Annotated in this window: 28 protein-coding genes and 1 other annotated feature; of the genes, 23 read left to right on the forward strand and 5 right to left on the reverse strand. The window is 45.9% G+C overall.

From position 1 onward, the window contains the following. Nucleotides 1–20: 20 nt before the first annotated feature. Nucleotides 21–1,499, forward strand: coding sequence for a glycoside hydrolase family 32 protein (locus ABJ225_RS03805; protein ID WP_347318514.1), 1,479 nt, complete (start codon nt 21–23; stop codon nt 1,497–1,499). Nucleotides 1,500–1,562: 63 nt separating this feature from the next. On the opposite strand, the gene lysS is transcribed toward ABJ225_RS03805, so the two are convergent. After that, nucleotides 1,563–3,098 (reverse strand): lysine--tRNA ligase, encoded by a 1,536-nt coding sequence (gene lysS, locus ABJ225_RS03810; protein WP_347318516.1) that lies wholly within the window; start codon nt 3,096–3,098, stop codon nt 1,563–1,565. A 66-nt stretch (nt 3,099–3,164) separates the two neighbouring features. Then, nucleotides 3,165–3,418: a binding site (T-box leader), on the reverse strand. A gap of 274 nt (nt 3,419–3,692) precedes the next feature. After that, on the reverse strand, nt 3,693–4,604 hold the full coding sequence (cyoE, locus tag ABJ225_RS03815) for a heme o synthase (protein ID WP_347318518.1): 912 nt from the start codon (nt 4,602–4,604) through the stop codon (nt 3,693–3,695). Nucleotides 4,605–4,732: 128 nt separating this feature from the next. On the opposite strand from cyoE, the gene ABJ225_RS03820 reads away from it, so the two are divergent. From ABJ225_RS03820 to ABJ225_RS03845, 6 genes are all read left to right on the forward strand, one after another. Further along, on the forward strand, nt 4,733–5,329 hold the full coding sequence (locus ABJ225_RS03820) for a TetR/AcrR family transcriptional regulator (protein ID WP_347318520.1): 597 nt from the start codon (nt 4,733–4,735) through the stop codon (nt 5,327–5,329). A 116-nt stretch (nt 5,330–5,445) separates the two neighbouring features. Further along, a complete protein-coding gene (locus tag ABJ225_RS03825; RefSeq protein WP_347318522.1) occupies nt 5,446–6,054 on the forward strand; it encodes a DedA family protein in 609 nt (202 codons plus the stop codon). 92 nt (nt 6,055–6,146) lie between these two features. Further along, nucleotides 6,147–6,407: a hypothetical protein gene (locus ABJ225_RS03830; protein ID WP_218247169.1), complete on the forward strand. Its 261-nt coding sequence runs from the start codon at nt 6,147–6,149 to the stop codon at nt 6,405–6,407. A gap of 142 nt (nt 6,408–6,549) precedes the next feature. Continuing rightward, complete coding sequence (locus ABJ225_RS03835) at nt 6,550–6,870, forward strand: hypothetical protein (protein WP_056536654.1); 321 nt, start codon at nt 6,550–6,552, stop codon at nt 6,868–6,870. Between the two features lie 479 nt (nt 6,871–7,349). Continuing rightward, nucleotides 7,350–7,706 carry an avidin-fold protein gene (locus ABJ225_RS03840; protein WP_481900591.1) on the forward strand — a complete coding sequence of 119 codons (357 nt, stop codon included), beginning with the start codon at nt 7,350–7,352 and terminating at the stop codon, nt 7,704–7,706. Continuing rightward, entirely contained in the window at nt 7,703–8,173 is a 471-nt protein-coding gene (locus ABJ225_RS03845; protein WP_347318525.1) for an 8-oxo-dGTP diphosphatase, read from the forward strand. Before ABJ225_RS03840 ends, ABJ225_RS03845 begins: the two co-directional genes overlap by 4 nt. A gap of 20 nt (nt 8,174–8,193) precedes the next feature. Here the strand turns inward: ABJ225_RS03845 and ABJ225_RS03850 are convergent, their stop codons facing one another. After that, entirely contained in the window at nt 8,194–9,072 is an 879-nt protein-coding gene (locus ABJ225_RS03850; protein WP_347318527.1) for a LysR family transcriptional regulator, read from the reverse strand. Nucleotides 9,073–9,183: 111 nt separating this feature from the next. Between ABJ225_RS03850 and ABJ225_RS03855 the strand changes: the two genes are divergently transcribed. The 10 genes from ABJ225_RS03855 (at nt 9,184) to ABJ225_RS03900 (ending at nt 18,139) form a co-directional block, all read left to right on the forward strand. Beyond that, complete coding sequence (locus ABJ225_RS03855) at nt 9,184–10,269, forward strand: citrate/2-methylcitrate synthase (protein ID WP_347318529.1); 1,086 nt, start codon at nt 9,184–9,186, stop codon at nt 10,267–10,269. Between the two features lie 230 nt (nt 10,270–10,499). Further along, nucleotides 10,500–10,973 carry a GNAT family N-acetyltransferase gene (locus ABJ225_RS03860; protein ID WP_309516932.1) on the forward strand — a complete coding sequence of 158 codons (474 nt, stop codon included), beginning with the start codon at nt 10,500–10,502 and terminating at the stop codon, nt 10,971–10,973. Nucleotides 10,974–11,010: 37 nt separating this feature from the next. Then, nucleotides 11,011–12,792, forward strand: coding sequence for an ATP-binding protein (locus ABJ225_RS03865; RefSeq protein WP_218247165.1), 1,782 nt, complete (start codon nt 11,011–11,013; stop codon nt 12,790–12,792). Further along, entirely contained in the window at nt 12,789–13,439 is a 651-nt protein-coding gene (locus ABJ225_RS03870; RefSeq protein ID WP_218247164.1) for a class I SAM-dependent methyltransferase, read from the forward strand. The genes ABJ225_RS03865 and ABJ225_RS03870 overlap by 4 nt, the downstream gene beginning before the upstream one ends. After that, complete coding sequence (locus tag ABJ225_RS03875; protein ID WP_347318532.1) at nt 13,436–13,780, forward strand: alpha/beta fold hydrolase; 345 nt, start codon at nt 13,436–13,438, stop codon at nt 13,778–13,780. The genes ABJ225_RS03870 and ABJ225_RS03875 overlap by 4 nt, the downstream gene beginning before the upstream one ends. A gap of 227 nt (nt 13,781–14,007) precedes the next feature. Beyond that, nucleotides 14,008–14,343 (forward strand): hypothetical protein, encoded by a 336-nt coding sequence (locus tag ABJ225_RS03880; protein WP_347318534.1) that lies wholly within the window; start codon nt 14,008–14,010, stop codon nt 14,341–14,343. After that, nucleotides 14,327–14,545 (forward strand): hypothetical protein, encoded by a 219-nt coding sequence (locus tag ABJ225_RS03885; protein ID WP_347318536.1) that lies wholly within the window; start codon nt 14,327–14,329, stop codon nt 14,543–14,545. Before ABJ225_RS03880 ends, ABJ225_RS03885 begins: the two co-directional genes overlap by 17 nt. 79 nt (nt 14,546–14,624) lie before the next feature. Continuing rightward, on the forward strand, nt 14,625–15,323 hold the full coding sequence (locus ABJ225_RS03890; RefSeq protein ID WP_347318538.1) for an HAD family hydrolase: 699 nt from the start codon (nt 14,625–14,627) through the stop codon (nt 15,321–15,323). 262 nt (nt 15,324–15,585) lie between these two features. Further along, a complete protein-coding gene (locus tag ABJ225_RS03895; RefSeq protein ID WP_481900604.1) occupies nt 15,586–16,851 on the forward strand; it encodes a histidine--tRNA ligase in 1,266 nt (421 codons plus the stop codon). Between the two features lie 109 nt (nt 16,852–16,960). Beyond that, complete coding sequence (locus tag ABJ225_RS03900; RefSeq protein WP_347318542.1) at nt 16,961–18,139, forward strand: TraB/GumN family protein; 1,179 nt, start codon at nt 16,961–16,963, stop codon at nt 18,137–18,139. Nucleotides 18,140–18,230: 91 nt separating this feature from the next. Here the strand turns inward: ABJ225_RS03900 and ABJ225_RS03905 are convergent, their stop codons facing one another. Together ABJ225_RS03905 and ABJ225_RS03910 are read right to left on the reverse strand one after the other, a co-directional pair. Continuing rightward, entirely contained in the window at nt 18,231–19,535 is a 1,305-nt protein-coding gene (locus ABJ225_RS03905) for a hemolysin family protein (RefSeq protein WP_347319306.1), read from the reverse strand. 51 nt (nt 19,536–19,586) lie between these two features. Beyond that, a complete protein-coding gene (locus ABJ225_RS03910; protein WP_481900592.1) occupies nt 19,587–19,931 on the reverse strand; it encodes a MerR family transcriptional regulator in 345 nt (114 codons plus the stop codon). A 276-nt stretch (nt 19,932–20,207) separates the two neighbouring features. Here ABJ225_RS03910 and ABJ225_RS03915 point away from each other — a divergent pair, with 276 nt between their 5' ends. The 6 genes from ABJ225_RS03915 (at nt 20,208) to ABJ225_RS03940 (ending at nt 26,608) form a co-directional block, all read left to right on the forward strand. Beyond that, nucleotides 20,208–21,032 (forward strand): M55 family metallopeptidase, encoded by an 825-nt coding sequence (locus ABJ225_RS03915; protein ID WP_347318546.1) that lies wholly within the window; start codon nt 20,208–20,210, stop codon nt 21,030–21,032. A 14-nt stretch (nt 21,033–21,046) separates the two neighbouring features. Then, the gene (locus ABJ225_RS03920) at nt 21,047–21,979 is read left to right on the forward strand and encodes an ABC transporter permease (protein WP_056536621.1); all 933 of its coding nucleotides are present in this window, start codon (nt 21,047–21,049) and stop codon (nt 21,977–21,979) included. After that, complete coding sequence (locus ABJ225_RS03925; protein ID WP_053427086.1) at nt 21,979–22,926, forward strand: ABC transporter permease; 948 nt, start codon at nt 21,979–21,981, stop codon at nt 22,924–22,926. The genes ABJ225_RS03920 and ABJ225_RS03925 overlap by 1 nt, the downstream gene beginning before the upstream one ends. A 4-nt stretch (nt 22,927–22,930) precedes the next feature. Then, a complete protein-coding gene (locus ABJ225_RS03930; protein WP_347318549.1) occupies nt 22,931–23,944 on the forward strand; it encodes an ABC transporter ATP-binding protein in 1,014 nt (337 codons plus the stop codon). Between the two features lie 42 nt (nt 23,945–23,986). Further along, a complete protein-coding gene (locus tag ABJ225_RS03935) occupies nt 23,987–25,612 on the forward strand; it encodes a peptide ABC transporter substrate-binding protein (protein ID WP_347318551.1) in 1,626 nt (541 codons plus the stop codon). A gap of 69 nt (nt 25,613–25,681) precedes the next feature. After that, complete coding sequence (locus ABJ225_RS03940) at nt 25,682–26,608, forward strand: S66 peptidase family protein (protein ID WP_347318553.1); 927 nt, start codon at nt 25,682–25,684, stop codon at nt 26,606–26,608.

A 26,608-nucleotide genomic window follows, 5' to 3' on the forward strand; every position in this document is an offset into this window, starting at 1 on the left:
GATAAAGGAGAGTCATGAAGATGAAAAATCAGACTAAAAAGGAAATCTATACTGAAAAATTCCGTCCTCAATTCCACTTTTCACCTAGAGAAAAGTGGATGAATGATCCGAATGGAATGGTGTATTTCGAAGGAGAGTATCACTTGTTCTTTCAATATCATCCCGACGGAAACACATGGGGCCCGATGCACTGGGGGCATGCAGTCAGTAAGGACTTGGTCCATTGGGAGGAACTTCCCATCGCCCTTTATCCTGACGAACTCGGGACGATCTTTTCCGGAAGTGCGGTGGTGGATTGGCACAATACCTCTGGCTTTTTCCAGAATGGTAAGCCGGGGCTCGTCGCGATCTATACCAATCACGATACCGATCCTATATCGGGAGACGTCAGGCAGCGGCAAAGTGTCGCCTATAGTGTAGATAAAGGACGGAGTTGGTCAAAATATGAGGGGAACCCTGTTCTGGAAAATGCATCCGAACCAGATTACCGCGACCCGAAAGTGTTCTGGCATGGGGAATCCGGACAATGGGTGATGGTCCTGGCAACCGGTCAATCCATCACCATCTATCATTCTCCTGATCTGTTGCAGTGGACGTATGCAAGCGCATTCGGTCATGGAGAAGGGTCCCATGCAGGGGTGTGGGAATGTCCTGACTTGTTCCGTCTTGAATGTGATGGGAAAGAGCGATGGGTCATGCTCGTAAGCATAGGAGATCATCCAGATACCCTTGAAGGTTCTAGGACCCAGTATTTCATAGGGGATTTTGATGGGAAGACATTCATCAATGAAAATCCAGCCGATCTCATATTATGGCTGGATCATGGCAGGGATAATTATGCAGGGGTGAGCTGGTCCGACCTGCAGGATGAGAGGAAGATCTATATCGGATGGATGAGCAATTGGCGTTATGCAAATGATGTTCCCACGGAAGGGTGGAGGAGCGCCATGACGCTGCCAAGGGAGCTTGGTTTGAAGAGGTCGCTTTCGGGATACCGGCTCGTCCAGCATCCAGTGTGTGAACTGGCTGTAATCTCAGGATCCGGAAAAGAGATGATGACGCCACATTCACTAAATGAAGGGGAAACTTATCAAGAACAGATGCAGACAAATATTGCTCATCTCCATTTTGAAACGGAGTCAGATATAAATTCAGTCTGGGTCCTCACAATCCGTCATGGAAAGGAAGAAGTGTCACTCTTAACCTGTCACGTCGAAGAAGGAACCCTCACCCTAGACAGGCGTCGATCAGGAATCCATGCATTCTCTACGTCATTTCCGGCAGTACAACTAGCGGAATATGCAGGAAGTGAACGGGGTGGTTTCCATCTTTACATCGATACTTCATCGATCGAGGTGTTTAGTACAGACGGTGAACTGGCGATAACCAGTCTGATATTCCCGGAAGGTGAAAGCTTAGATTTTGAATTTAAGAGCTTGACGGGTAAAGTCGTTTTGAAAGAATGGAAGGCTTCTGCACTCAAGTCCATTTGGTCTTAAGAGAGTGCGTATATCACCATTCGCAAACAAAAGACTGCAGGTGTCCTGCAGTCTTTTATGCGTTCAAAATGTCAGCAATGCCATGAACCGGTTTTTTCCCACAGCTGAAAGGAGAAGAGGCAGCCTGGGGCCATTTTTCTTTCCAAGGATAAGCATGTAGATGGATTGGAACAACGTTTTTTGTGCTGATTTCATTTTCTTTTTATCTTCCTGACGACAGATTTCATAAACAGAATGCATGGGGTCCGCTCCAGTTGCGATAGAGGACCGGAAGAGTTGAACTTGCCTTTTTACATCATCAGGGAGCGTGAGGAAGTATGCCACATCCTTGTCGGCATTAACCTTGAATTCCTTATCTGGATTCCATTTCTGAATCCAGTTCTTTACCCTTGTGGAGACCTCTTCAAGTTCTTCAGATTGGACCGCGATTCCCTGATCGCTCAATATGGAGACAAGCAGATCGGTGCGGAATGAAATCAAGGGAAGCAGGCCAGCGATCTGATTGAAGGAGACCATTGGCATCGTTACATCGGAAGCGGTAAGGTCCACTACTTGCTTCATGATAGGATCATACAGTGAACCATCTTGATAGGCAGTAAGAACTCTTGCAAACTCGGCGTGGTTTTTGATCACATCATCATCCAACCCTATATGAAAAGCAGATTCCGGGCGGTGACGGGCGAACAGGAACAGAACCACTTCCGGGGGATATACATCCAATAGATCTTCAGCCTTTAAGACCTGTCCTGAAGAACTTGACATTTTCTTGTGTGATCCCTTCTGGCTGATGAACTCGTATGAGGTATAAAGGGGAGCCCTGTAATCAAAGATTCTGTCGGAAATCACCTTCGAGACCGCAAAGCTGCCGTTTTCAGAGGAATGATCCCTACCGCCAGGCTCGAACTTCACGCCTTCAACAGACCATCTCATGGCCCAATCCACTTTCCAATTCAATTTAAGCAGAATTGAATCAAGTTTTTCCGTTTCTTTCACTCCACATCTGCAGTGATACGTAAGTGTCAAAGCTTCTTCAGAAAATAAGTCGATATGAACGTGGTCCTTTCCGCACGTCTTGCAATAAACAGTCGCAGGGTAAAAGGCATCGCGCTCTTCCCTGGACGGTTCATTCGTCTTGAACTCCATAAGAATGTCGTAGATTTCCTTCCGTTTTTTCAATGCACGTACAATCGAGGGAAGATATCTCCCGGACGAATATTCCTTATGTTGATAAATAAACTCAGGGTGTATGTTGAACGTTTCGAGGGATGTTTCAAATTCGTTCTCGAAATGAGCCGCCCATGTTCCCTCTCCAAATGGATTAGGCACTTCAGAGTATGGCTTTCCTATGTGTTCAGAAAAGGCAACATCAATGTTGGAGGGGATCTTCCTTAACCGATCATAATCATCCCAAGAGAAGATGAAACGGACGTTTTTCCCCATAGCCTTCAACGCTTGTGCCACAAAATGAGTTGTTACTACTTCCCTGAAATTCCCCATATGAACGATTCCTGATGGGCTGATACCGGAAGCGAGTGTATAGGTTTCAAGGTCAGGATCAGTAAGTATGATCCTTTTGGCTATTTCATAAGCCCAGTGCATGATGAAATCCTCCTTTATCTACGATCTTGCTTTCAACAAAAAAGCTCCCACCCCCAAGATCGAAATCTTGAGGGCGGAAGCTTACACATCCGCGGTACCACCTCAGTTTACCGTTACAGTCACCTGTCCGGCCTTATCAGGTACGGCTTTATGCGATACCCTATCCTTTTAACGGTGGAATCCGCCACATCATCCTTGAGAACTCAATTCCTTGTGGAGCTCAGAGGTTTTTTTCATTAGGATTCCACAGCCTCCTTTTCAGCTACCGGAGGTCTCTTTACTGTATTTACCCTAGCTACTCGTCTCATCATCGCTTTTAGATTGAATTGATGATATCAGAATATTCCTGATATGGCAAGGTGCAATTGAGTATTTGTTTCAAAATGAAAAAGATTTACAAAGCTACAGGATGATTTTATCCTGATCGTGATTCCATTATTCCTGATCCTATTCAATATATTGACGGGACTGGTTTTACCGGAAAGGAACACCGCGAAATCCGTTCTTACTTTTGTAGGTTGCCCATTTAGCTTTTTGACTTATAATTCGGCTTTAACGATAAAAAGACCTGGACTCAGTCCAGGTCTTTACCGTTTAAAATATGATGCCCAGCAGGGAAAATACAATGACAGCAGAGAATAGCAGTGTCATGTGAAGTAAAGAATAAAAGAACATGGTATTTGCCCATTGACGCTGTTCCATTTTACGTCTTCCGTAGATGCTCAGAACAAGCCATCCTGCACTGAGTACAAGTCCGATTGTCATGAGGGTGATGCTCAAGGGCATAAGAAGGAGACTTGCCAATGCCAACACTACGAGATACACATTCGTCTGGATGACAGTGCGCTTGAATCCTTTTACAACAGGCAGCATTGGCACACTTGCTGCTTTGTAATCGTCATGCTTCCTGATTGCGATGGCATAGAAATGCGGCATCTGCCAGATCATGCTGATGACGAAGAGGCTGATAATAGCAGGATGATCGATGGAAGAATGGACGGCGGTCCACCCGATCAGGACGGGCATCGCTCCGGAAATACTCCCTATCTCTGTATTATAGATCGATCGTCTTTTGCTCCACATCGTATAGGGAACGACGTAGAAGAAGAGACCGAGTAGACCGAAAAGAGCAGCCATCGGTGTCGTGAGTGCCAAAAGTAGCAATCCCACCAGGGCCATGCTGATCGCCATCCACAGGACTGTCATCGGCTGAATATCCCCTGTGACAGTAGGGCGGTTCTTAGTCCGCTCCATAAGGATGTCGATATCCCGGTCATAGAGATTATTGAATGCACCGGCAGCACCAATCACCAGGGCAGACCCGAGAACGGCCAAAATAATATTAGGCAAATTCTCGATCAAATTCAAATTGAACGTATAAATTGCCAGTGTCAATCCGGCAACCATTGGAATAAGGTTGGATTTAATGATCCCGGTCTTGATGGTTTGAGTCAAGACCTCAGTATATGCGCGTTTCGTTGGTAAAACGTGCTCTTGAGTTTTCATAATTATCATCTCACTTAGCTGGATTCTATGAAGATAGTAATTCGGTTTGCACATACCGAAAAGAATATATATACTATAAGGTATATTAATAGTATATTCGTAAACTGTCAAGAAATCAGGAGGGCATAATGAATAGAAGAATGACGCAAGAAGAAAGAAGGAACGAGACAAGGCAAGCACTTCTGGGTGCAGCAGTGGAATTATTTGCACAAATGGGCTTCCACGGTGCTTCCATAGATAAAATTTCTGAAAAAGCAGGCTACAGCAAAGGTGCATTTTACGCCCATTTTGACTCAAAGGAAAACCTGTTCCTGACAATCCTTCAGCAGCAGATGGAAGGGTACGTGAACGACATCGAATCGATCCTAACGCAACAGGCTACCATTGAAGACTTTGTGACAGCCATGAATCATTACTATGAACAACGGAAAAATCTCGAACGATCATCCTGTTTGCTTAACATAGAATTCCTACTTTACGCCATGAGGGATGCTTCCGTAAAGGAAAAGTGGTCTAACCTCATCCAAGCCTCAGTAGACCAGATTGCTTCAGGCATCAAGAAGCTACTGGGGGGTGTATATCCTTCTAAAGAGCTGACGCCGGAAGAACTTGCCTGGGCCATCTTATCACTGGAGAATGGGATATCCATCTACTCCTTCATCCGACAAGATCAGGTTCCATCACAATTATACGAAAAAACATTGAAAGATCTCTTGATCTGTTAACATACGCTGGCACTATTCATTGACCATTTTTTATTATACCAGTTGTACATACAGACAGAGCAATCTGGATGTGACATTTCTCTAAACAATCTAATCTACCATATACGGAGGAAAACATGGAAAAATGGATTATTGAAAGCATGGAGCAATACGGTTACCTTGGGATTTTCTTATTGGTGGCACTTGAAAATATCTTCCCACCCATCCCATCTGAGATCATCCTGACGTTCGGCGGGTTCATGACGACAACGAGCAGTATGACGATTCCGGGCGTCATTCTCGCATCTACTGCAGGTTCTGTGGCAGGGGCCATCATCCTTTATGGAATCGGAGTATTACTCTCAAAAGACAAACTTGAACGGATTGTAGATAGATGGGGGCACATTCTCAGAGTCAAAAAGGAAGATATAAGAAAAGCGCATAGATGGTTTGAGCTTTATGGGTATCGCGTCGTCCTCCTCGGACGCATGGTACCGTTGATCCGAAGCCTCATTTCCATTCCTGCAGGAGTTGCAAAGATGAAATTCATCTACTTCCTCCTCTTCACCTTGATTGGTACATTGATATGGAATACCGTTCTGGTATGGGTGGGATCGGCTGTTGGAGATTCATGGGAGAGCATCGTTCAATATATGGATGTATATTCTTACGTCGCCTATGTGCTTATTGCACTCGTACTGATCTATTTTGCATACAAATGGACGAAGCGATTCAAGAAGAAGTAAACGTTGAGACCAGGCTCACTCATATGGGTCTGGTCGTTTTTGTGTGGAAAGGAATCCTGCTGGCTATACTACACATAAGGAGGAATGAATGCATGACATCAAAGAGTGAGAGCTTGGAATGGAAATACAAGAAACTCGAGAGTCTGCTTGCTTCAACCCTTCAGTATTTGTCTGATGATGAAGTGGAAGAAATTGACCTCGAGTATCTGATGGAGCATACGGAGGGACTCCGAGAATGGTGGCAGGAGTACCGGGAGGAAAATAAGAAAGCATTGGAAAAGGAAATTCAGCATCTTCTTCCTTCTCTTTCTCTTGAAGAACTAGAGGATTTAAGGGCAAAACTGAAAAGATGAAACCCTTATCAAAAGGTCTTGGAGTTTGATGAACAAAGGGTGAACAAACGTTTACAATTAGGTTACAACTGCACATTATAGTTGGAACCCCCACCCATCAATCTGTTATAATCAGGGTAGTTAGAGAAAGGGGCAGGGGGCCATGGAGCTGCAAAATTTAAGCACAGAAGAGATTGAACTCTGTTATCGCGCCGATCCATTCGAGATGACCCGGTCAATCTTAAAAGAGGACCTCAGGGGGCTTGAAATCATCTCGCTCAAAGGGATTGAAAAGCGAAACCTGCTTCCGAAAGAAGTCGTCAATGTACTGTTGATTTATTTCTATCAGGAATTTGCTGGCCAGGTATATAATCGCACCGATTTGATCAAACTTTACAATTCCTGGGCATCAAATAATGTCAATACATTCAATGAAGCCGTCCAGATGGCAAAGGAAGATATCCGACAGCACCTTGGCCGCTGATTATGAACGTTCATAGATTTGAAAAGAGTCTGGGACAAGAGCGTTTTAGTTATAGTAAAACCCGAACTATCCTGCCCGAGATAGTTCGGGTTTTTGATTTTTTTCATGACCATTACTTTTTACTTGTTCCTAGCGGTTGATTGGAGTGCAAGACGAAGACTCCAGCGGGAAGAGTAGCAGATGTGAGACCCCGCAGGCTTGCCGAGGAGGCTCACGGGCTACCCGCGGAAAGCGTAGTCTTGAACGGAAATCATGAGCGGTATAAAGAAGCCATACTGATCGTCAGGACCTTTTTTGTTTTCCCAATCTCTATTTGTTCCAAAGATTTTTATCTTTTGTTTACTTTTAGTAGAGCATGCCACCGCTTTTGTATAAGGAAGAAAAAATGTATAAATCGTGTCCTGCTTTATTATCAGATTATATTGAAAAATGAAACATTCGTTGGTATACTGTGAAAATCGTATCGAAGGAGGAATAGATTGTTGATCAACTACCATAATCGCATATTTACAGCTGTTGAAAACTCAGAAAACGGGGAGGTATCGACTCGCACCATTTTCAAATACCGGCAGGAAGGAGATCTCCTGACAGGTTCCTATGAAGGAGGGGATATACAAAAAGGCTTCCTTATCGGATTGGTGGGCGAAGATGGGTGTCTTGACTTCCGGTACAATCATGTGAATGTGAATGGAGCCATCCGGGGAGGGATATGCCGTTCTACTCCTGCTGTTTTGGAGGACGGCCGAATCGAGTTGAAGGAAGAGTGGGAATGGCTGGATGAGGCAAGATCGAAGGGGCATTCTGTGATCAGGGAAATCAAGGTGACCGACCGTTGACCATTGTACATACAACGTTTTGGACGCTATGCTTGATCAAGGACGGAAATCGGGTACTGCTGATCGACCGGCAGCATGATGATTTTACAGGTTTTATCCCTCCGGGTGGTAAAGTAGAGTTTCCTGAATCCTTTACCGAAGCCGCCATCCGCGAGGTGAAGGAAGAAACCGGTCTTGGAGTAAAGAACATGCAATACAAAGGGATTTATGAGTATGTCAACCCTGAGAGAATGGAAAGGTTTATCATCTTTAATTATCTTGCGACTGAGTTTACCGGAGAACTCCTGAAAAAACCGGCGGAGGGCATCCCCACGTGGATTGCCCTGTCCGACGTTCCAGGCCTCCCTATGCAGGCATCCATCAGGAGGCGATTTCCTTACCTGTTGAGAAAAGGTACATTCGAGATACATGTGACATGGGATGAATCCAGAGGTTGCGAGGGTAATGTCAGTATAACTGTCACATGAAGGAGTCAAAGACGAGCACGTTAATAATGGAAGCGGGACAAAAATTGAAGAAATTGCTGCTGAGTTTCATGTGGATATTTCCAAAGGGAGTATGCATTTGCTTCCGGTAGTTCAAACGAATGGACAGGAATTTCCATCAGTCTCCCTTCAAGAAGTTCCCTTCTGACTGTGGAAGACGGCAAAAACGATACGCCAAGCCCCTCGGTAATGAAACGTTTGGTGATGTGAATCTGTGACACCTTCATCATCTTGGAGTTGGGGTAAAAATGTTTCAGGATCTCGCACAGTTCCTCCCAATAGCCTGGATGGTTATGGGTGAGGATCCTCGCATGGTGGAGAACTTCTTCTTCATCGAGGGGAAGGGCGGATTCAAAATCTCTCCCATCATGCGGCGCGACAAGCATGACCCGATCCGAGTAAAGTTTTTCGCTTCCCACCTCTTTATGAAGGGAGGGAAGACAGGACAGCCCGATATCAACTTCTTCGTTCATGACGGCGCGTTCAATATCATTGGATTCGATGATTTTCACGTCCACTTCAACGTACGGATATTCGTTCATGAATCGTTTCAATACGGCAGGCAGGATGGTATCGGCTATCAAAGGAGAGATGGCAATCTTTAATGCAGCGGTATACCCTTGCATGAAGGATCGCATCTTCTTCAATCCATCTTCATGAACCTTCACCATTTCTTTGGCTTCCCCCACAAAATATCGACCTGCTTCGGTCAATGCCACCTTCTTGTTGCTCCGTTCAAAAAGGGCCACACCCAGCTCTTTTTCCAGCTGTTTGATATGGACCGATACCGATGGCTGAGAGATATACAATTGTTCAGATGCCTTTCTGAAATTGCGTGTCTGGGAAGCAACGATAAACGTCCGTAACCAACTCAACTCCAATAGGATCCCTCCCTGATTAAAAAAAGTAATTAACTCATTTAAATATATATAATGTTCTTAATTGATACTCTACTATAAACTGAGAGTAATAACCAGTTAGGAGTGAAGAGCATGTATCAACCGGGTTTGAAAGGAATCGTCGCAGCTCAGACAGCCATCAGTCATATTGATGGAGAAAAGGGTCTTCTTATCTATAGAGGACATGATGTAAGGACACTTACGGGAAAATGTTCATTTGAAGAAGCTGCTTATATTCTTTGGTACGGGAGGATGCCCTCTACAGAAGAAGCCAACCATCTTGGTGAGGAGTTAAAAACCAACCGGACGCTATCTGAACCTATGCTTGATGTTCTTACACATCTTCCTGTAAACATGGATCCCATGAGCGTGCTAAGAACCGTGCTGTCAGCAGAAGGAGGTACAGAATATGGATGGAAGCCAACCCTGGATCAAGCAGTACGGATTACGGCGCTGATTCCGACCATCATCGCCTACAGGGAACGGCATCTAAAAGGGGCAGCTTTCATAAAGCCTCACGATGAATTGGGACATGTTTCAAACTATCTTTATATGCTTACCGGCATGGAACCCGACCGTACTGTTTCCCAGGCGCTTGAAACCTATATGATCCTGACGATGGAGCACGGGATGAATGCTTCCACGTTTTCTGCCAGAGTGACGGCATCTACTGAATCGGATTTAATTTCGTCTGTCATTTCAGCAATCGGCACGATGAAAGGCCCCCTCCATGGAGGGGCACCGACTGGGGTTATCGCTCTTCTGGAGGAGATAGGGACTGAAGAAAACGCGGAAAGTGTGATCCGGAAGAAGATTTCCCAAGGAGAGAAATTGATGGGGTTCGGTCACAGGATCTATAAGACGCGTGACCCCCGTGCAACCGCCATTAAAGGAAAATTGCTCGAATTCCACGGTGAAAATGAAGAGCTTGATCTCGCTATTGCAATTGAAGACATTGCGGTGAAGCTTCTTAAAGAATTGAAACCTGGCAGGGGTCTATACACGAATGTGGAGTATTACGCAGCATCGATCATGAGAGCAATCCATCTCCCCGATAATCTCTTCACTCCGACGTTTACAGCAGCAAGGGCGGTTGGATGGACGGCCCATGTACTCGAGCAATCAGAAAATAATACGATATTCCGGCCGCAGTCTGATTACATCGGAAGCCTTGTATAGAACCAGATGCTACCATGGATTAAAGATAGGGTCCTCCATTAGGAGGGCTTCTTTTTGATGGAAAAATTATGGGTGATATGTTAGGAACGAACATATGCCAGAAATGGATGAAAACAGGATAAAAAAAACACATTTTGTCAAAAAAAGATGCAATTAGACATGATTTTTAGGATATTTATGGTAAGTTATAAGAGAGCACTATACGAATATAAAGAATGGTGGTGAGTGCCTTGAATGTGGTACCTGTTATGGAGCTGAAAGTCAAGGAACGTGTGGGCTTTTTCCTTAGACACTGGGGAGGCACAGAAATGGTCATCTCTACAGGCATCCATGATTGTGTCAATCTGGATGGATTTGCTTGTTTAGAAGACAGCGAGATCCTAGGACTCATCACCTTCGTGATGGGAAATCAAGAGTGTGAAATCATTTCATTGGACAGTTTGCGAGAAGGAGTCGGCATCGGTTCGTCCCTTCTTGGAAAGGTGGAAGAGGAAGCCAGCATCAATGGGTGCCTCTCCCTTTCTGTTATTACGACAAATGATAATCTCCATGCACTCGGGTTTTACCAGCGAAGGGGATTCCAATTAGTAGACCTTAAATGCAACGCTGTTGAAACAGCGAGAATTCATAAACCTTCCATTCCATATATAGCGGAAAACGGAATTCCCATAAGGGATGAAATTCTATTAAGCAAGCACCTTTGAAACCATCCAATGACCCCATTAGTGGAGGAGGATAAGCATGGAGTATATGTTATTAGTCGCTATTGCATTTATACCATTCATCATCTCGATATCATTAACCATCTACTCCAGAACGACCGTCTCCATCGCCCTAGCCTGCTTCCTGGTGCTGCTCGGTGCTTGGCAGCTTGAAATTGCAGCCCTCTATGCAGATGGGCTCCTACCAGAATCGGTGATTGATCGCCTGTTCAGATTTTTCAGGATCGGTCCGATACTGATCATGCCGATCATCTATTATTTCATTTATTATCTGGTAAGTGAGCATGAAGAGTTGAGACGCTACAGGAAATGGATCAATCGAAGCAGCCTGAGTATCATGATCGGATACAGTATCCTGGTCTACATCATCAACTTCACGGACTATGGTGTCACTTCCTATATGGTTGCCCCGGGGAGGGTATATTCCCCTACCCACTGGCTTCCGGTCTATGGATCACTGAACTGGACGTTCCTCCTAAATATTTTTCTTGTATTCGTTCACACATTCCTGCTACTCAGGGTCACCATCTTGATGAAGGATCCGATCTATAAACTCTTTTATGGAAAACTGATCATCGGTGCACTCTTTGTATTCTTGAATGGAGTGACAAGTGGATTTGGGTTATTCCCCTTATTCTTTTCAAGTTTCAATTCGATTTTGGTTGCCATCCTCTTATTCGTCGGATTCTTTCAGATGCAGACAGCGCGTGTAAAACAGGCAAACACACGTTTAGCGAAACAGAGTGAACTCTTGGAAGCCATTATGAATCTGAATCCGAACTATTTGATCGTCATGGACCAATCGAATCAGATCATCAAGGTCAATCAATCTGCTGAAAAGCTTTGGGATGTGAGCAAGGATGAACTCATCGGGAAAGATTTCAGCGTAGTAGCAGAGCCTCCATACTCAATCAACCCATCGCGTAAAGACGTGCAGAGATTCATGAATAAAATGGGAAAACCGTACTATATCCAGTGGGGATTTCAAAAATTAGATCAAGCGGAGAAGGAATATCACACCCTGTTCTATGGAATCGACTTTTCGAAACAAAAAGAGAATGAGCGGTTGTTGCTGGTTTCTGAAAAATCAAAAGTCATCGGGGAACTTGCAGCAAGCATCGCCCATGAAATCCGGAATCCATTGACTACCGTCAGGGGATTTATACAATTATCAAAGGAAGTCCAGAAAGAAAAAGGATATGAAGATATCGTCCTTGAAGAAATCGATCGTATCAATGAGGTCTTGAAGGAATTATTGCTTCTCGCCAAACCCGAAGCGCAGGTGGAACAAAACGGGGATAGTACAACCTCCATATCTGTTGTTCATGAGGTCAATACCATCAAGCTTCTGTTCGAGGCCATTGCCTTGGAACAAAATAAAAGCATCAGCATTTACCATACACTTGAACAGGGACACCTTGCCCGATTCGAGAAATCCCATTTCAAACAGGTGATCATCAATATATTGAAGAACAGTTTTGAAGCACTCCCGAAAATGGGGAAAATCAAGATCAAGATTGATGAGAAAAACAGAAAAACGAGGATCCGCATTTTGGATAACGGACGGGGTATTGCGAGAGAACGACTATCCCGAATCGGTGAGCCTTACTATACCAATAAAGAAAAGGGCACAGGGATCGGTTTGACGATCTGCTTTAAATTGATTGCGGATTATGGTGGACAAATGAAGGTGAAAAGCAAGATTGGATGGGGGACGGTCGTCACCATCACCCTTGAACCGGTTGCGAAGGAAAGTGTAGTATTTCATGAAGAATCAGAGGGAAGGAGCACGGTGGTGTGAACAGTTGGGAGAAAGCATATCGGAAAACGGACAACCTTTGGGGGGATAGCGTTGATTGTTCCCTAATCGAATACAGTTCTCTCCTCAATGATGGAGACGCCGTATTAGACCTCGGGATGGGAGAAGGAAGGAACGCGCACTATTTCGCTGCTAAAGGGCATCCCGTCACAGGTGTCGATTATTCTTCCTCAGCGGTTAGTCGCTGCCAGGAGTTCTGCATTGAGTCAGGATTCGAGATGGAAACGATGGTAGCTGACATCACGCAGTTTCCCGTCCCCTCTTCATCGTATTCACTGATTATCATAAGCAATGTACTGAACTTCTTCCATCCAGATGAGATCCAACGAATCATTCAAAAGGCGATCAGTGGCCTTGTTGTGGGGGGCATGATCTATATTCAAGCCTTCAATCGCAACGATCCTGCATATGCCAGAAATGAGAAGATGGCGGCAAAAGTAGATGAAGGTACCTTCTATAGAGAGAAGAATGATACGTACATTCATTTTTTCACCAAGGATTCACTCCTTGAGTATTTCACTGGTTTCGAGATCCTGGTGATGACTCAATCCTACCGACTGGATCTTACACACGGAGATCCCCATCATCATGGCATCATTGAGATGCTGGTCAGGAAGCAAGCAGGATGAAAGAACAGATCCGCTCCGTGAAGGTCCGGAGTGCTGCTATGGAAGTATGGGAAATGGGAGAAGGATCTCCAGTGATCATCTTAACTGGCATGAATTCGCCTATTTGGGAATGGCATGCTGTTGTACACGCTCTCTCAGTACAGCACCGTGTCATTCTATTTCATCGTCCTGGTCTTGGTAAGAGTGAATTAGGTGAGGGCATCCGAAGGACTGGAGCCCTGTCTGAAGAACTGGCTGAGCTGCTTCCTTTGCTTTCGGTCCATGAACCTGTAATGCTCTCATCGGACATTCTTATGGAGGCCTATGTGCCCAGCATTTCGCCCGTTCGCACCCCTTCATGATCAAGGCGCTTCTTCTCGTGGATTCAACATCGGTCAACCTTCACCGACTGGACGACCTCATTCTCCCTGTGATGGACGCAGACAATGATGCTGCATGGCTCGAAACCTGTCGCATCTATAGTGGGAAAACTTCCGAAGAACTTAAAGACGTTATTGCCCCCGGTTGTGTTCCTGGCCTGCCCACCTTACTGAATGAAAAGCTCGAAGATTTCAATTAGAATCCCCTCATGTATGCGGCCATGTACTCAGAGGTCACATGGTGGAAGGAAGATGCGATGATTATGAAAAATGGTCCTGGATTCCCGCAAATTCCGTTAACAGTCGTTGCCCGTGATAAAGAATATGTCATCCGGCAGCAAGACGGACTCCCTGAGTGGGAGAAAAGAATATTTGAAACCCTTTGGGAAAAGCTGATGTATGAACAGTCAGAGCTGACTGACGACAGCCGGTTCATCATAGCGGAAGAATCAGGACACGCAGTTCATCTTGATCGGCCCGATGTCGTCGTGGAAGCCTTTCATCATTTAGCGGAGAAGGTGCAGGGAAATGAAGGTGCTGATTGATCTTGTTTTGTCCATTGATGGGACACATATGAGAAAAGGCGGGGAATTTGATGTGAGGAAGCGATCGGATGTCCCGTTACTGGTTTGCCGATGGATCAATCAGATCAAGATGGAGACCGGATATAGAGAAACGGAAATTGTCAGCGTATATCTGGACGGAGATGAAGATGTAACGGAACAAGTCAGGCTAGCTTGCCGATAAATGAGCGGTTATGGAAGATGGACCGCTTCAAGGGGCTGAGCTTTACATTGACAATACAGACCCATGGGAGGTCGATACAATGATCAAAGCGGTTTGTTTTGATCTTGATAATACTCTTCTGGACAGGGATAAGTCGCTCCATTCCTTCCTGGAGGATCAATACGCACGGCTGAATATGTTTCATCATGTGGAAAAGGACCTTTACATGAATCGATTCATCGAGCTTGATGACCGGGGGAATGTATGGAAGGATACCGTGTATGAAACGCTGATTCGAGAATTTGACCTGAGGGGACATACTGTAGAAGAGCTTCTGTCTGATTATCTACTACATTTTCAACACCACTGCATTCCATTGGGTCCCGTGGAAGAAGTGCTGAGGGAACTGTGTGCAAAGGGGATACTCATCGGAGTTATCTCAAATGGATATCATCAGTTTCAATCTGACAATCTAAAGGCGTTATCCATCCACTTATATGCACATACAATCCTCATTTCAGAATCGGAAGGGATGCGCAAACCGGATAAGAGAATCTTTCAATCGATTGCAGGCAAAATGGGCGTGCAGGTTGAGGAATGCGCATTTGTGGGCGACCACCCCATCAATGATGTAAAGGGTGCCAAGGATGCAGGTATGACCTCGATATGGCTCCGGGGTGATGGGTACAGCGTACCTGATCATGCAGATGCCATCATCGAACAGCTTCCTGAGCTCATGGGTGTTTTGAGAAATCTTGGCGTTGAAAGGCCGACCCTGACAAGGCATGATTCCTTTTAATCTATATAAATGAAATCTTGCCTTGTGATTTATATTATGCTATTATTGTGAAAATTCGAGGTGTTTCTTATGACTTTATTCACTCAGACACAATTCCATCATCATATCAAGTAGCCTTGCCGGTTGTTTTTTAAAAAAACCAGGAAGGCTATTACCCATTGAACCGCATCTGACTTAAGTTTCTGCTTAGATCAGCTGCGGTTTTTTGTGTTCTGGATAAGAGGCACTAAAATGAAAGAAGGAGGAAGATAAAATGAGAAAGATGGATTATCAGAATGTAAGAGGAACAGCTGATTATTTGCCTGAAGCTGAAGGGATTCGAAGAAAGGTGAGGAATACACTGGAAGACGTGTTCATACAATACGGCTGCAAGCCGCTGGAAACGCCCATTCTAAATTATACGGATCTGTTGGCATCCAAATATGGAGGTGGGGCGGAAATCTTGAAGGAGATGTACGTGCTGAGCGACCGGGGGGAACGTGATCTTGCCCTGCGTTATGATTTAACGATCCCTTATGCCAAAGTAGTGGCCATGAATCCGACGTTGAAAATGCCGTTTAAACGCTATGAAATCGGTAAAGTGTTCAGGGACGGTCCAATCAAAAAAGGAAGGATGAGGGAGTTCACCCAGTGTGATGTAGACGTCACGGGCATTGATTCATGTGCAGCAGAAGCAGAGCTTATCATGATGGCACTGGATGCGTTCGACCGGCTGGAAATGGAAGTGGTCATCCAATACAATAACCGAAAGCTGCTTGCAGGCATGCTGGAATCCTTCGGCATCCCACCTGAGAAAAGTGGGGAAGTGATCCTCGTCCTGGATAAATTGGAGAAGATCGGCCTGGAAGCAAGTGAAGAGGAACTGAAGAAAAAAGGACTTAGTACAGGAGCATTAAATGAAACAAAGCAGTTCATATTGGATGCCCCCAATTGCTTGGAGTACTTTGCACCCTATATAGAAAAAAACACATTGATCTCTGAAGGGCTGGCAGAACTGAGAGAGCTGGAGCAACTCCTTGAAGGTTTGGGATTGAATGCTCAGTGCCAATTCAATCCATACCTTGCCAGGGGACTGGACATTTATACGGGAACCATCTATGAACTCTTCATGAAGGACGGCAGCCTGCGGTCGAGCATCGGAAGCGGTGGTCGCTATCATAATGCCATTGCCGGGTTGAAAGGGGAGGAGGGAGGATCCTATTCCACTGTCGGAATCTCCTTCGGCCTGGATGTCATTTTGACAGCCCTTTTGGAAAAGGAAGAAACCGTCCCCGATCCTTGGGTGGATTACTTGATCATTCCGGTCCAAGAAATGGAGCACTGCTTTCGGATGGCACGGGTTCTTAGACAAGAAGGGAACAGGGTCGAAGTGGACATGTCTGGAAGGTCCGTAAGAAAAAGCATGGACTATGCCCGTAAGGCAGGGATCCCGTTTGTAGCGGTGATAGGAGAAAGGGAAGTTTCAAACCGGAGTTGCATGGTCAAGGATATGATGACAGGAAATGAGTCAGAATGGGTATTCAGATGAACTTCGGTATAAAGGGGAATGCCGCAAAAAGATGATTTTATTTAAATTTTGCCAAAACTAGTTTATCATATGATAGAGAATGTCCATTGCTTGAAAAGGAAGGTACCCTATGTCAATTGAATCAGAACAGAACATTACCAGGATACATATTGAAGACAAAGAATTCATCCTCATCGGCACGGCCCATGTTTCCAGGCAAAGCGCCGAGCAGGTCAAGGAGGTTATTGAGCGGGAAAGGCCGGATACAGTATGTATTGAGCTTGATGAACCGCGTTATCAATCCATTGTCGAAGGAGACAAATGGAAGCAGACGGATATCTTCCAAGTAATAAAGGAGAGAAAAGCAACCCTGCTCCTTATGAACCTTGCCATCGGATCATTCCAGAAACGGATGGCCAAGCAGTTCGGGATCAAACCGGGGCAAGAAATGATTCAGGGAATTGAATCTGCCAAAGAGACGGGCGCCGAGCTGGTGCTGGCCGATCGAAATATTCAGGTCACATTTTCACGGATTTGGAATAATCTCGGATTCACCGGTAAAGCAAAATTGCTCACCCAGATCATTTTCAGCATCTTCAGCGACGAAAGCATCACCGAAGAAGAACTGGAGCGGATCAAATCAAAGGATATGCTTGACTCCATGCTCAATGAATTTACCCAGGTGTTCCCGCAGTTAAAGACACCACTCATCGATGAACGTGATCAATATCTGGCCCAAAAGATCAGGACTGCACCCGGGGAAAAGGTGGTCGCTGTCCTGGGTGCGGCCCACGTTCCAGGCATCACAAAGGAGATTCATAAAGAGCATGACTTGAAACGATTATCTGAGCGTCCTACGAAATCAAAGGCGCCAAAAATCATTGGTTGGATAATCCCGCTAGCCATCATCGCGCTGATTGTCTATACCTTTATCAACAACCCTTCGGCCGGATTCGACCAATCCATCAGCTGGATTTTGTGGAATGGTGGATTTTCAGCACTTGGGGTATTGATCGGGATGGGGCATCCGCTGGCCATTTTGACGGCTTTCATTGCCGCACCCATCACCTCTTTGCATCCGCTTCTCGCTGCGGGGTGGTTCGCAGGTTTCGTGCAGGCATACTTTAAGCGTCCGAGTGTAAAAGATTTTGATACATTATCGGAAGATGTCCTGAGCGTAAAGGGATTTTGGAATAACAAGGTGACCCGTGTCCTATTAATTGTGGTGTTAGCAAACCTTGGAAGTACCTTGGGTACCATCATCGGAGGAGCAGATGTGGTACGACTATTTATTAAGAATTTCACATAAGGGGGAGCGATTGCCTGGACAATTATCCCCTGATCTTTTAATCAAAGATAAAACAAGAAGGAGCAGGGATGACCTGCTCCTTCTTGTTTTTTTATACTGTTTTTTCAACTTCAAGGTAGTGTATCTGATGACCATCATTATCATGGATCCTGAAGGTGTACCCTTCTTCGGTGACGATTTCCTTGCTTGCATTGGAATCGATGTTTTCAGAAAGGAACCATCCTCCTATTGTATCCACTTCCTCATCGCTGAGATTCGTACCCAGGAGATTATTGACGTCCTGTATGAGAAGTTTGGCATCCAGGATGTAGTGTTCGTCTTTTACCTTCCTGATCTCAGGTACTTCATCATCATCGAATTCATCACGGATTTCACCTACGATTTCTTCGATGATGTCCTCGACGGTTACCATACCGGATGTCCCGCCATATTCATCAAGGAGGATGGCGATGTGGACGCGCTCTTTCTGCATCTTCACGAGAAGATCATGGATCGGGATGGTTTCAATGACTCGAATCAAAGGATTCACATATGGCTCAAGATTGTCGATTCCATCAGCAGTTTGAATTGATGCGGTCAGAAGCTCCTTCACGTTCACAAAACCGAGAACATTATCTTTGTCTCCGTCTACTACAGGATATCTGGTATAGTGCTCTGTCGTAATGACGTCCATCACTTCATCCATGGTGGCATCTTTTGAGATGGAGATGATTTCCGTTCTGGGGACCATGATTTCCTTCGCAAGTCTTTCATCAAACTCAAAGATGTTATTCACATATTTGAGTTCCGACTGGTTGATTTCGCCACTCTCATAGCTTTCAGAAAGGAGGATGCGAAGTTCTTCCTCCGAGTGGGCCAACTCATGCTCCGATGCGGGTTTTAAACCGAACAGTCCGACGAAGAAACGTGCGGATCCATTCAGGAACCAGATGAACGGAAACATGATGCGGTAAAACCAGATAATCGGAGATGCAAAAAGCATTGTGATGGTTTCCGCTTTTTGAATCGCCATCGTTTTTGGTGCTAGTTCCCCGACAACCACATGAAGGAATGTCACAAGGGCAAATGCAATTCCGAACGATAGGATGTGAGTAAGGGATGCGTTCAAGTGAAAGTACTCGAATAATGGATGTAACAGGGTTTCCACCGTGGGTTCCCCGAGCCACCCGAGGCCGAGTGCCGTCACGGTGATACCAAGCTGACAAGCTGATAGGTACTCATCAAGATGTGTAACGACTTTCTTAGCCGACACCGCACCTTTCTTTCCTTCAGCGATCAGTTGGTCGATCTTGGATGTACGTACTTTGACAATGGCAAATTCCGTGGCGACGAAAAAGGCCGTCAAGGCGATCAGTACGAAAATTGCTGCTAACTTAATTAATAATAATGAATCAATGTCCAATGAATCGTCTTACAAGCGTAAGACGTTCACCTCCCAGTAAAATATTTAGTTTAACAGCAGAAGGAGGGATTGGATAAGCGTTTGACTTTCTTTGGAAAGGTCCTTCTTTGCTTGTGAAAGTTCTTTATGGTTCAAAATCTCCGTCACTTCTGTGTTCAGGTCTTTCAGTTTCCATCTGAGTGCCCGTACGTCGATTTCTTCGGTATCTTTTTCGATCATTTTCTTCCTTATCATGTCCAAAGACATGCCGCTTGATTTCATATCATTGACTTCTCTTATCGTGTTTAAACATGAAATATCATAATAGCGATAATTAGAAGGAGAGCGTTCGACTTTTAGAATCCCTATATTCGTATAATGATCGATCGTACGCTTAGTTACGTTCGCCAACTCGGCTAGTTCTCCAATTTTCAGTTTCTCTGTCCCAAACGATTTCCTCCTAACCGTCACGTGATAGTCTCTATTTTAAAGTATACGACCAAAAAAGAAAATCTTTTTTCATTATTTGAGTATACTCAGATGTCCATGGGTGAAAAGGAGGTGGGGCATGGCTCTATTTTTAGGAGTTTATTCCTTTTTTTCTCGAAATACCTTGTCACTTCCTTGTTTAATTATTATAATATTAAGAAAATTTAATAATATTTTCCTATGAAAGGAGGACGCAAGGTGAAGATTTATATTTCGGTGGATATGGAGGGAATCTCGGGGCTTGTGGATCAAACCCACGTTGATTCCAGGATGCACAATTATGAAAGGGGAAGGAGAATCATGACGGATGAAGCCAATGCCGTCATCACTGCTGCTTTTGAAGCAGGCTGTCAAGAGATCCTCGTCAATGACAGCCATTCACAAATGAATAATCTGATGATTGAACTGCTGCATCCCGACACATCCCTGATCACTGGTGGAGCAAAGCCGTTTTCCATGGTACAGGGGTTGGACGAGTCATTTTCGGGTGCTTTTTTTATTGGCTATCATGCGCGGGCATCGAAAAAGGGAGTGCTGTCCCACTCCATGACCTTCGGGGTGAGGAATATGTATATCAATGACATAGCCATAGGAGAAATGGGATTCAACGCTCTCGTGGCGGGATTCTATGGCGTCCCTGTTCTCATGGTATCGGGTGATGATCAGGCAGCCCTTGAAGCAAATGAATTGATCCCAGAGGTCACGACGGCAATCGTGAAAGAGGCCATTACCAGGTCGGTAGCCAAAAGCCTTACGCCGAAGAAGGCCGCGGGCCTGCTTGCCAGACAAACCCGGTCGGCCCTTTCCAACCGGTCGATTGTCAAACCCCTGATCCCTCCGGAAAACCCGATCCTTCGCATCGAATTCGCCAACTACGGTCAGGCTGAATGGGCCAGTACCATGCCAGGCACAATCCTGGAACCGGATTCGACAACGGTCCGCTTTTATGCAAAAGATATCCTTGAAGCTTATCGTGCGATGATTGTCATGACCGAACTTGCAATGAAAACTACATTCTGTTAGAAAGTGTGAAGCTGATGAGTACATACCTGTTGAAGCGATTGGTTTCCATGGTGATCACCTTGTGGCTGATCATCACATTGACGTTCTTCCTCATGCATGCCATACCGGGATCACCATTTAACGAAGAACGCAATACAAGCGAAGCCGTCCAAAAAAATCTTGAAGCCCATTATCACCTCGATGAGCCCCTGATGGTCCAATACGGGCTATATTTGAAATCGCTTATGACACTGGATTTTGGTCCCTCCATTACCAAGCCGTCCCAGACGGTCAATGATTTGCTGAGCAGAGGCTTTCCGATCTCATTCGAACTCGGGATGATCACCTTGGTCATCGCCGTCATTTCCGGGATCACACTTGGTATCGTGGCAGCCCTGAGACATAACGGATTCATTGATTATATGGCCATGACATTCGCTGTGCTGGGGATCTCGATCCCAAACTTCGTCATGGCTACCATGCTGATTCAACAATTCGCAGTGTACTGGGAGATTCTACCGGTTGCCACTTGGCAGAGCTGGAGGCATATGATTCTGCCCACCTTGGCGCTCGCCACAGGACCAATGGCCATCATAGCCAGGCTGACGCGTTCAAGCATGCTCGAAGTCCTTACCCAGGATTATATCCGGACAGCACGGGCCAAGGGGCTCTCCCCGTGGAAAATCGTGTTCAAGCACGCCCTCCGAAATGCCCTCATGCCTGTGGTGACCATCCTTGGTACACTGGCAGCCGGAATATTGACGGGTACATTCGTCATTGAACAAATCTTTGCCATACCGGGCATGGGGAAATATTTCGTCGAGAGCATCAATCAGCGTGATTATCCGGTCATCATGGGGACGACCGTCTTTTACAGTGCCTTCCTGATCGTCATGCTTTTCTTGGTGGATGTGGCATATGGACTGCTCGATCCGCGGATCAAACTACATAAGAAGGAGGCTAGATGATGGCGATCCCCAAACGAGAAGAAAAAGTGACAACCGTTCCTGACGAATGGTTTGCCCCATTGGATAAGAGTAAAAATGAGCGAGAGGCAGTCGTCAGGCCGAGCCTCTCCTACTGGCAGGATGCGTGGAAGCGACTCGTGAAGAACAAGCTTGCCATGCTCGGACTGTCTTTTCTGGTCGCCCTGATTGTCATGGCCATTCTCGGACCGATCCTCTCTCCTCACAATGTCACGAAACAGATTCTTGCCGACCAGAACCTCCCGCCTTCAGCCGGTCATTGGTTCGGAACGGATGACATGGGAAGGGATGTTTTCACCCGGACATGGTATGGAGCTCGCATCTCCCTGTTTGTCGGGTTCATGGCGGCTCTCATTGATTTTGTCATCGGGATACTTTACGGAGGGATATCAGGCTATAAAGGGGGAAAAACGGATAATGTGATGATGAGGATCGTCGAGATTCTTTACGGACTTCCTTACCTTCTGGTCGTGATCCTGCTTATGGTCGTCATGGGACCGGGATTGTTGACCATCATCGTCGCCCTCACCGTGACGGGATGGATCGGGATGGCGAGGATCGTAAGGGGACAGGTGCTCCAGATCAAGAATTATGAGTTCGTTCTTGCTTCAAAAACCTTTGGAACGAAAACGGGAAGAATCATCCGGAAGAATCTTCTTCCGAATACAATGGGACCGATCATTGTCCAAATGACCCTGACCGTTCCCAGTGCCATCTTTGCCGAAGCATTCCTGAGCTTTCTAGGATTGGGGATCCAGGCACCATACGCGAGCTGGGGGGTCATGGCCAATGACGGGCTGTCGACGATCCTGTCGGGGCACTGGTGGAGATTGTTCTTCCCGGCGCTCTTCATCTCCCTCACCATGTTCTCTTTCAATGTCCTGGGTGACGGTCTGCAGGACGCGCTGGATCCGAAATTAAGGAGGTAACACCATGGAAGAAGTTCTATCAGTGAATGACCTGCATGTATCGTTTTCCACCTATGGAGGCGAAGTTCAAGCCGTACGTGGTGTGAGTTTCCAGGTGAAGAAGGGGGAGACTCTCGCGATTGTCGGGGAATCAGGTTGCGGGAAAAGCGTGACATCTCAAAGCATCATGAGGCTCATCCCCAGTCCACCGGGCAGGATCCGAAAAGGGTCCGTCCTGTACAAAGGAAAAGATCTTTTAAGATGCTCGGAGGCTCAGATGCGGCGTATACGGGGGAAGGATATCTCCATGATCTTTCAGGATCCGATGACCGCACTGAACCCGACCCTGACCATAGGGGAGCAGATCAAAGAAGGAATCCTGCAGCATGAGGATGTTACACGAAAGGAAGCGGGGGTGCGTGCGCGGAAGATGCTGGAGCTTGTGGGCATCCCCAACCCCGAGGAGCGCCTCAAACAATATCCCCATCAGTTCTCAGGTGGTATGAGGCAGAGGATCGTCATCGCCATGGCCCTTGTCTGTCAGCCAGATGTGCTGATTGCAGATGAACCGACCACCGCCCTTGATGTTACGATACAAGCTCAGATTCTTGAACTATTCAAGGAAATCCAAGACAAGACGGGTGTATCCATCATCCTGATCACCCATGATCTCGGGGTTGTCGCCCAGGTGGCAGATCGGATCGCTGTCATGTATGCAGGGAAGATCGTGGAGGAGGGGACACGCAGGGAAATATTTTATACCCCTCAGCATCCCTATACGAAGGGACTTCTCCATTCAGTACCAAGGCTCGATCTCGTAGGGGAGAATCTGATTCCCATACCCGGATCACCCCCGGATTTATTTGCACCTCCTGCAGGATGCCCATTCGCTGCAAGATGCGACATGGCCATGGAGGTATGCGACAGGGTGCACCCTGAGAAGACCCGCCTTTCAAAGGATCATCATGTGGATTGCTGGTTGCAGGATGATCGGGCAAAACAAGCCATGCTTTCAGCTGTGAATATAACGATCCGTTAGATTCACAGATTGATAGATTAAAAATCATAAGGGGGAAATCAGATGAAGAAATGGAGCAAGCTGTTTATTTTCGGGATCATCCTTGTCATGCTGGCTGCTTGTACGGCCAACGAAGATGCTGGAAGCAAATCGGAAGGAAAGGATTCAAAGGACGGGAAAGGGGAAAAGATCCTTTATTTGAACAATGGAGCGGAGCCGACATCCTTTGATCCGCCGATCGGATTCGATTCCTATTCATGGACAGCGCTGAATAACTTAATGGAAGGGTTGACGAGACTAAGCGACAAACATGAGCCGGAAGGAGCCATGGCTGAAAAGTGGGATGTATCGGAAGATGGAAAAGTCTATACCTTCCACCTGAGAGAAAATGCCAAGTGGTCAAATGGGGACGATGTAACGGCCAATGATTTCGTATTTGCCTGGAAGCGCCTGCTCGATCCAGAAACCGGATCCCCGGCATCCTTCCTCGGGTACTTTATCGAGGGTGGTGAAGCATATAATACCGGAAAGGGCAGTGCAGATGACGTAAAAGTGAAAGCGGTGGATGAAAAAACGTTCGAAGTGACATTGAAAAGCCCTCAGGCTTACTTCCTGAGCGTCATCGCCAACCCGGCATTCTTCCCGATCAATGAAAAAGTCGCCACCGATAATCCTCAGTGGTTTGCCGAGGCCGACAGCTTCGTGGCGAATGGTCCTTTCAAATTAAAGGAATGGGAGCATGACAGCCATTTTGTAATGGAAAAGAATGATCAATACTGGGACAAAGAGAACGTGAAGCTAAAAGAAGTCCACTGGGCCATGGTAAATGACTCCAACACAGATTATCAATTATTTAAAACAGGCGAGCTCGATACGGCAGACGTACCGGCAGATCTGAGCGAGGAACTGTTCAAGGACGGAAAGGTCAACGTAGAAGATCAGGCTGGTACGTACTTCTACAGGTTCAATCTTGATCAGGAGCCATTCCAAAATAAAAATATCCGGAAAGCGTTCTCCATGGCAGTGGATCAGAAGCAGATGGTCGACTATGTAACCAAGAACAAAGAAGAAGCCGCCTACGGATTTGTCGCGAGTGGGTTCAATGATGCCGACGGAAACGATTTCCGCAAAACGAGCGGTGATCTTACCGCGACGGATGTAGAGGAAGCCAAGAGTCTTTTAGAAAAAGGAATGAAGGAAGAAGGCTATGAAAAGCTTCCTGCCGTCACCTTGACCTACAGCACGAGTGACACTCATCAGAAAATTGCCGAAGCGATGCAGCAAATGTTCAAGGACAATCTCGGAGTTGAAGTGAAGCTTGCCAATATGGAGTGGAATGTGTTCCAGGATGAACAAAAAGCAGGTAAATTCCAGCTTTCCAGAAGCTCATTCCTGGCAGATTATGCAGATCCGATCAACTTCCTTGAAAACTTCCAGACGGGGCATTCCATGAACAGGACCGCTTGGAGCAATAAGAAATACGACGAGTTGATCCAATCGGCTTTGAACGAAGCAGATGAACAGAAGCGTTTCGACATGATGTATGAAGCAGAGAAAATCCTCATGGACGATATGCCGATCATCCCGATCCATTTCTACAACTACGTATATATGCAAAATGAAGATGTTTCAGGTATCGTCCGTCATCCAGTAGGCTATATGGAGCTCAAATGGGCGGAAAAAAAATAAAAGGAGCGGGAAGGACAGTGGGAATCTCATTGTCCCTCCCTCTTTTTCTACTAAAAGGATGTGCTACCTATGAAAGCTTCACCTCTACAAAAGGGAGATAAAGTGGGTGTGATTGCACCGGCCAGCCCCCCAAATGTCGAAAACTTCAAAAAGGCACTGCCTTTTCTGAAAGAGCTCGGACTGGAACCTGTGATCGGAAAGCACCTTTATGAAAAAAATGGATACCTTGCAGGCAAGGATGAAGAACGACTGGCAGATTTGCATGACATGTTCAGAGATCCCGAAATAAAGGGAATCATTTGTGCATGTGGTGGAGTGGGAACAGGAAGGATCGTTTCAGATCTTGACTTCGGCCTCATCGGCCTCAATCCAAAGATTTTTTGGGGCTATAGTGATATCACATTTTTACATACGGCCATATTCCAGCAGACTGGTCTCGTAACTTTCCACGGTCCCATGCTAAGCTCTGATATCGGACTTGACTCTGTACCGGAGTGGACAAAGAAATCTTTTGATCAGCTCTTTGGCACTGAGGATGTCATTTATCCAGAGTCACTTTCAACCATTGAAACATTGGTAGAAGGGAAAGCAGATGGAGCCGTTGTAGGCGGGAACTTGACACTGTTGGTCAATTCATTGGGAACACCGCATGAGATCGATACAAAAGGAAAACTCTTCTTCATCGAAGAGATTGATGAGGAACCTTATAAAGTGGATCGGATGCTCAATCAATTGAAGATGGCCGGGAAATTAGCCGATGCGTCCGGTATCATCATCGGAGATTTCAAAAACTGCGATCCAGTTAAACAGGACCGCTCCCTTAGCTTGGATGAAGTGATCAACCACCATATCATTCCCGCTGGAAAACCGACCCTTAAAGGATTCATGATTGGTCATTCTTCACCTAGCTTTGCCATTCCATTCGGTGCACATGGCTTTATGGATACACAGGATCTTTCCTTTAGAATCGAATCTGGGCTTCGAAAGGGGTCATGA

The organism is Rossellomorea sp. RS05, assembly GCF_039822645.1.
GTDB classification, from domain to species: domain Bacteria; phylum Bacillota; class Bacilli; order Bacillales; family Bacillaceae_B; genus Rossellomorea; species Rossellomorea marisflavi_B.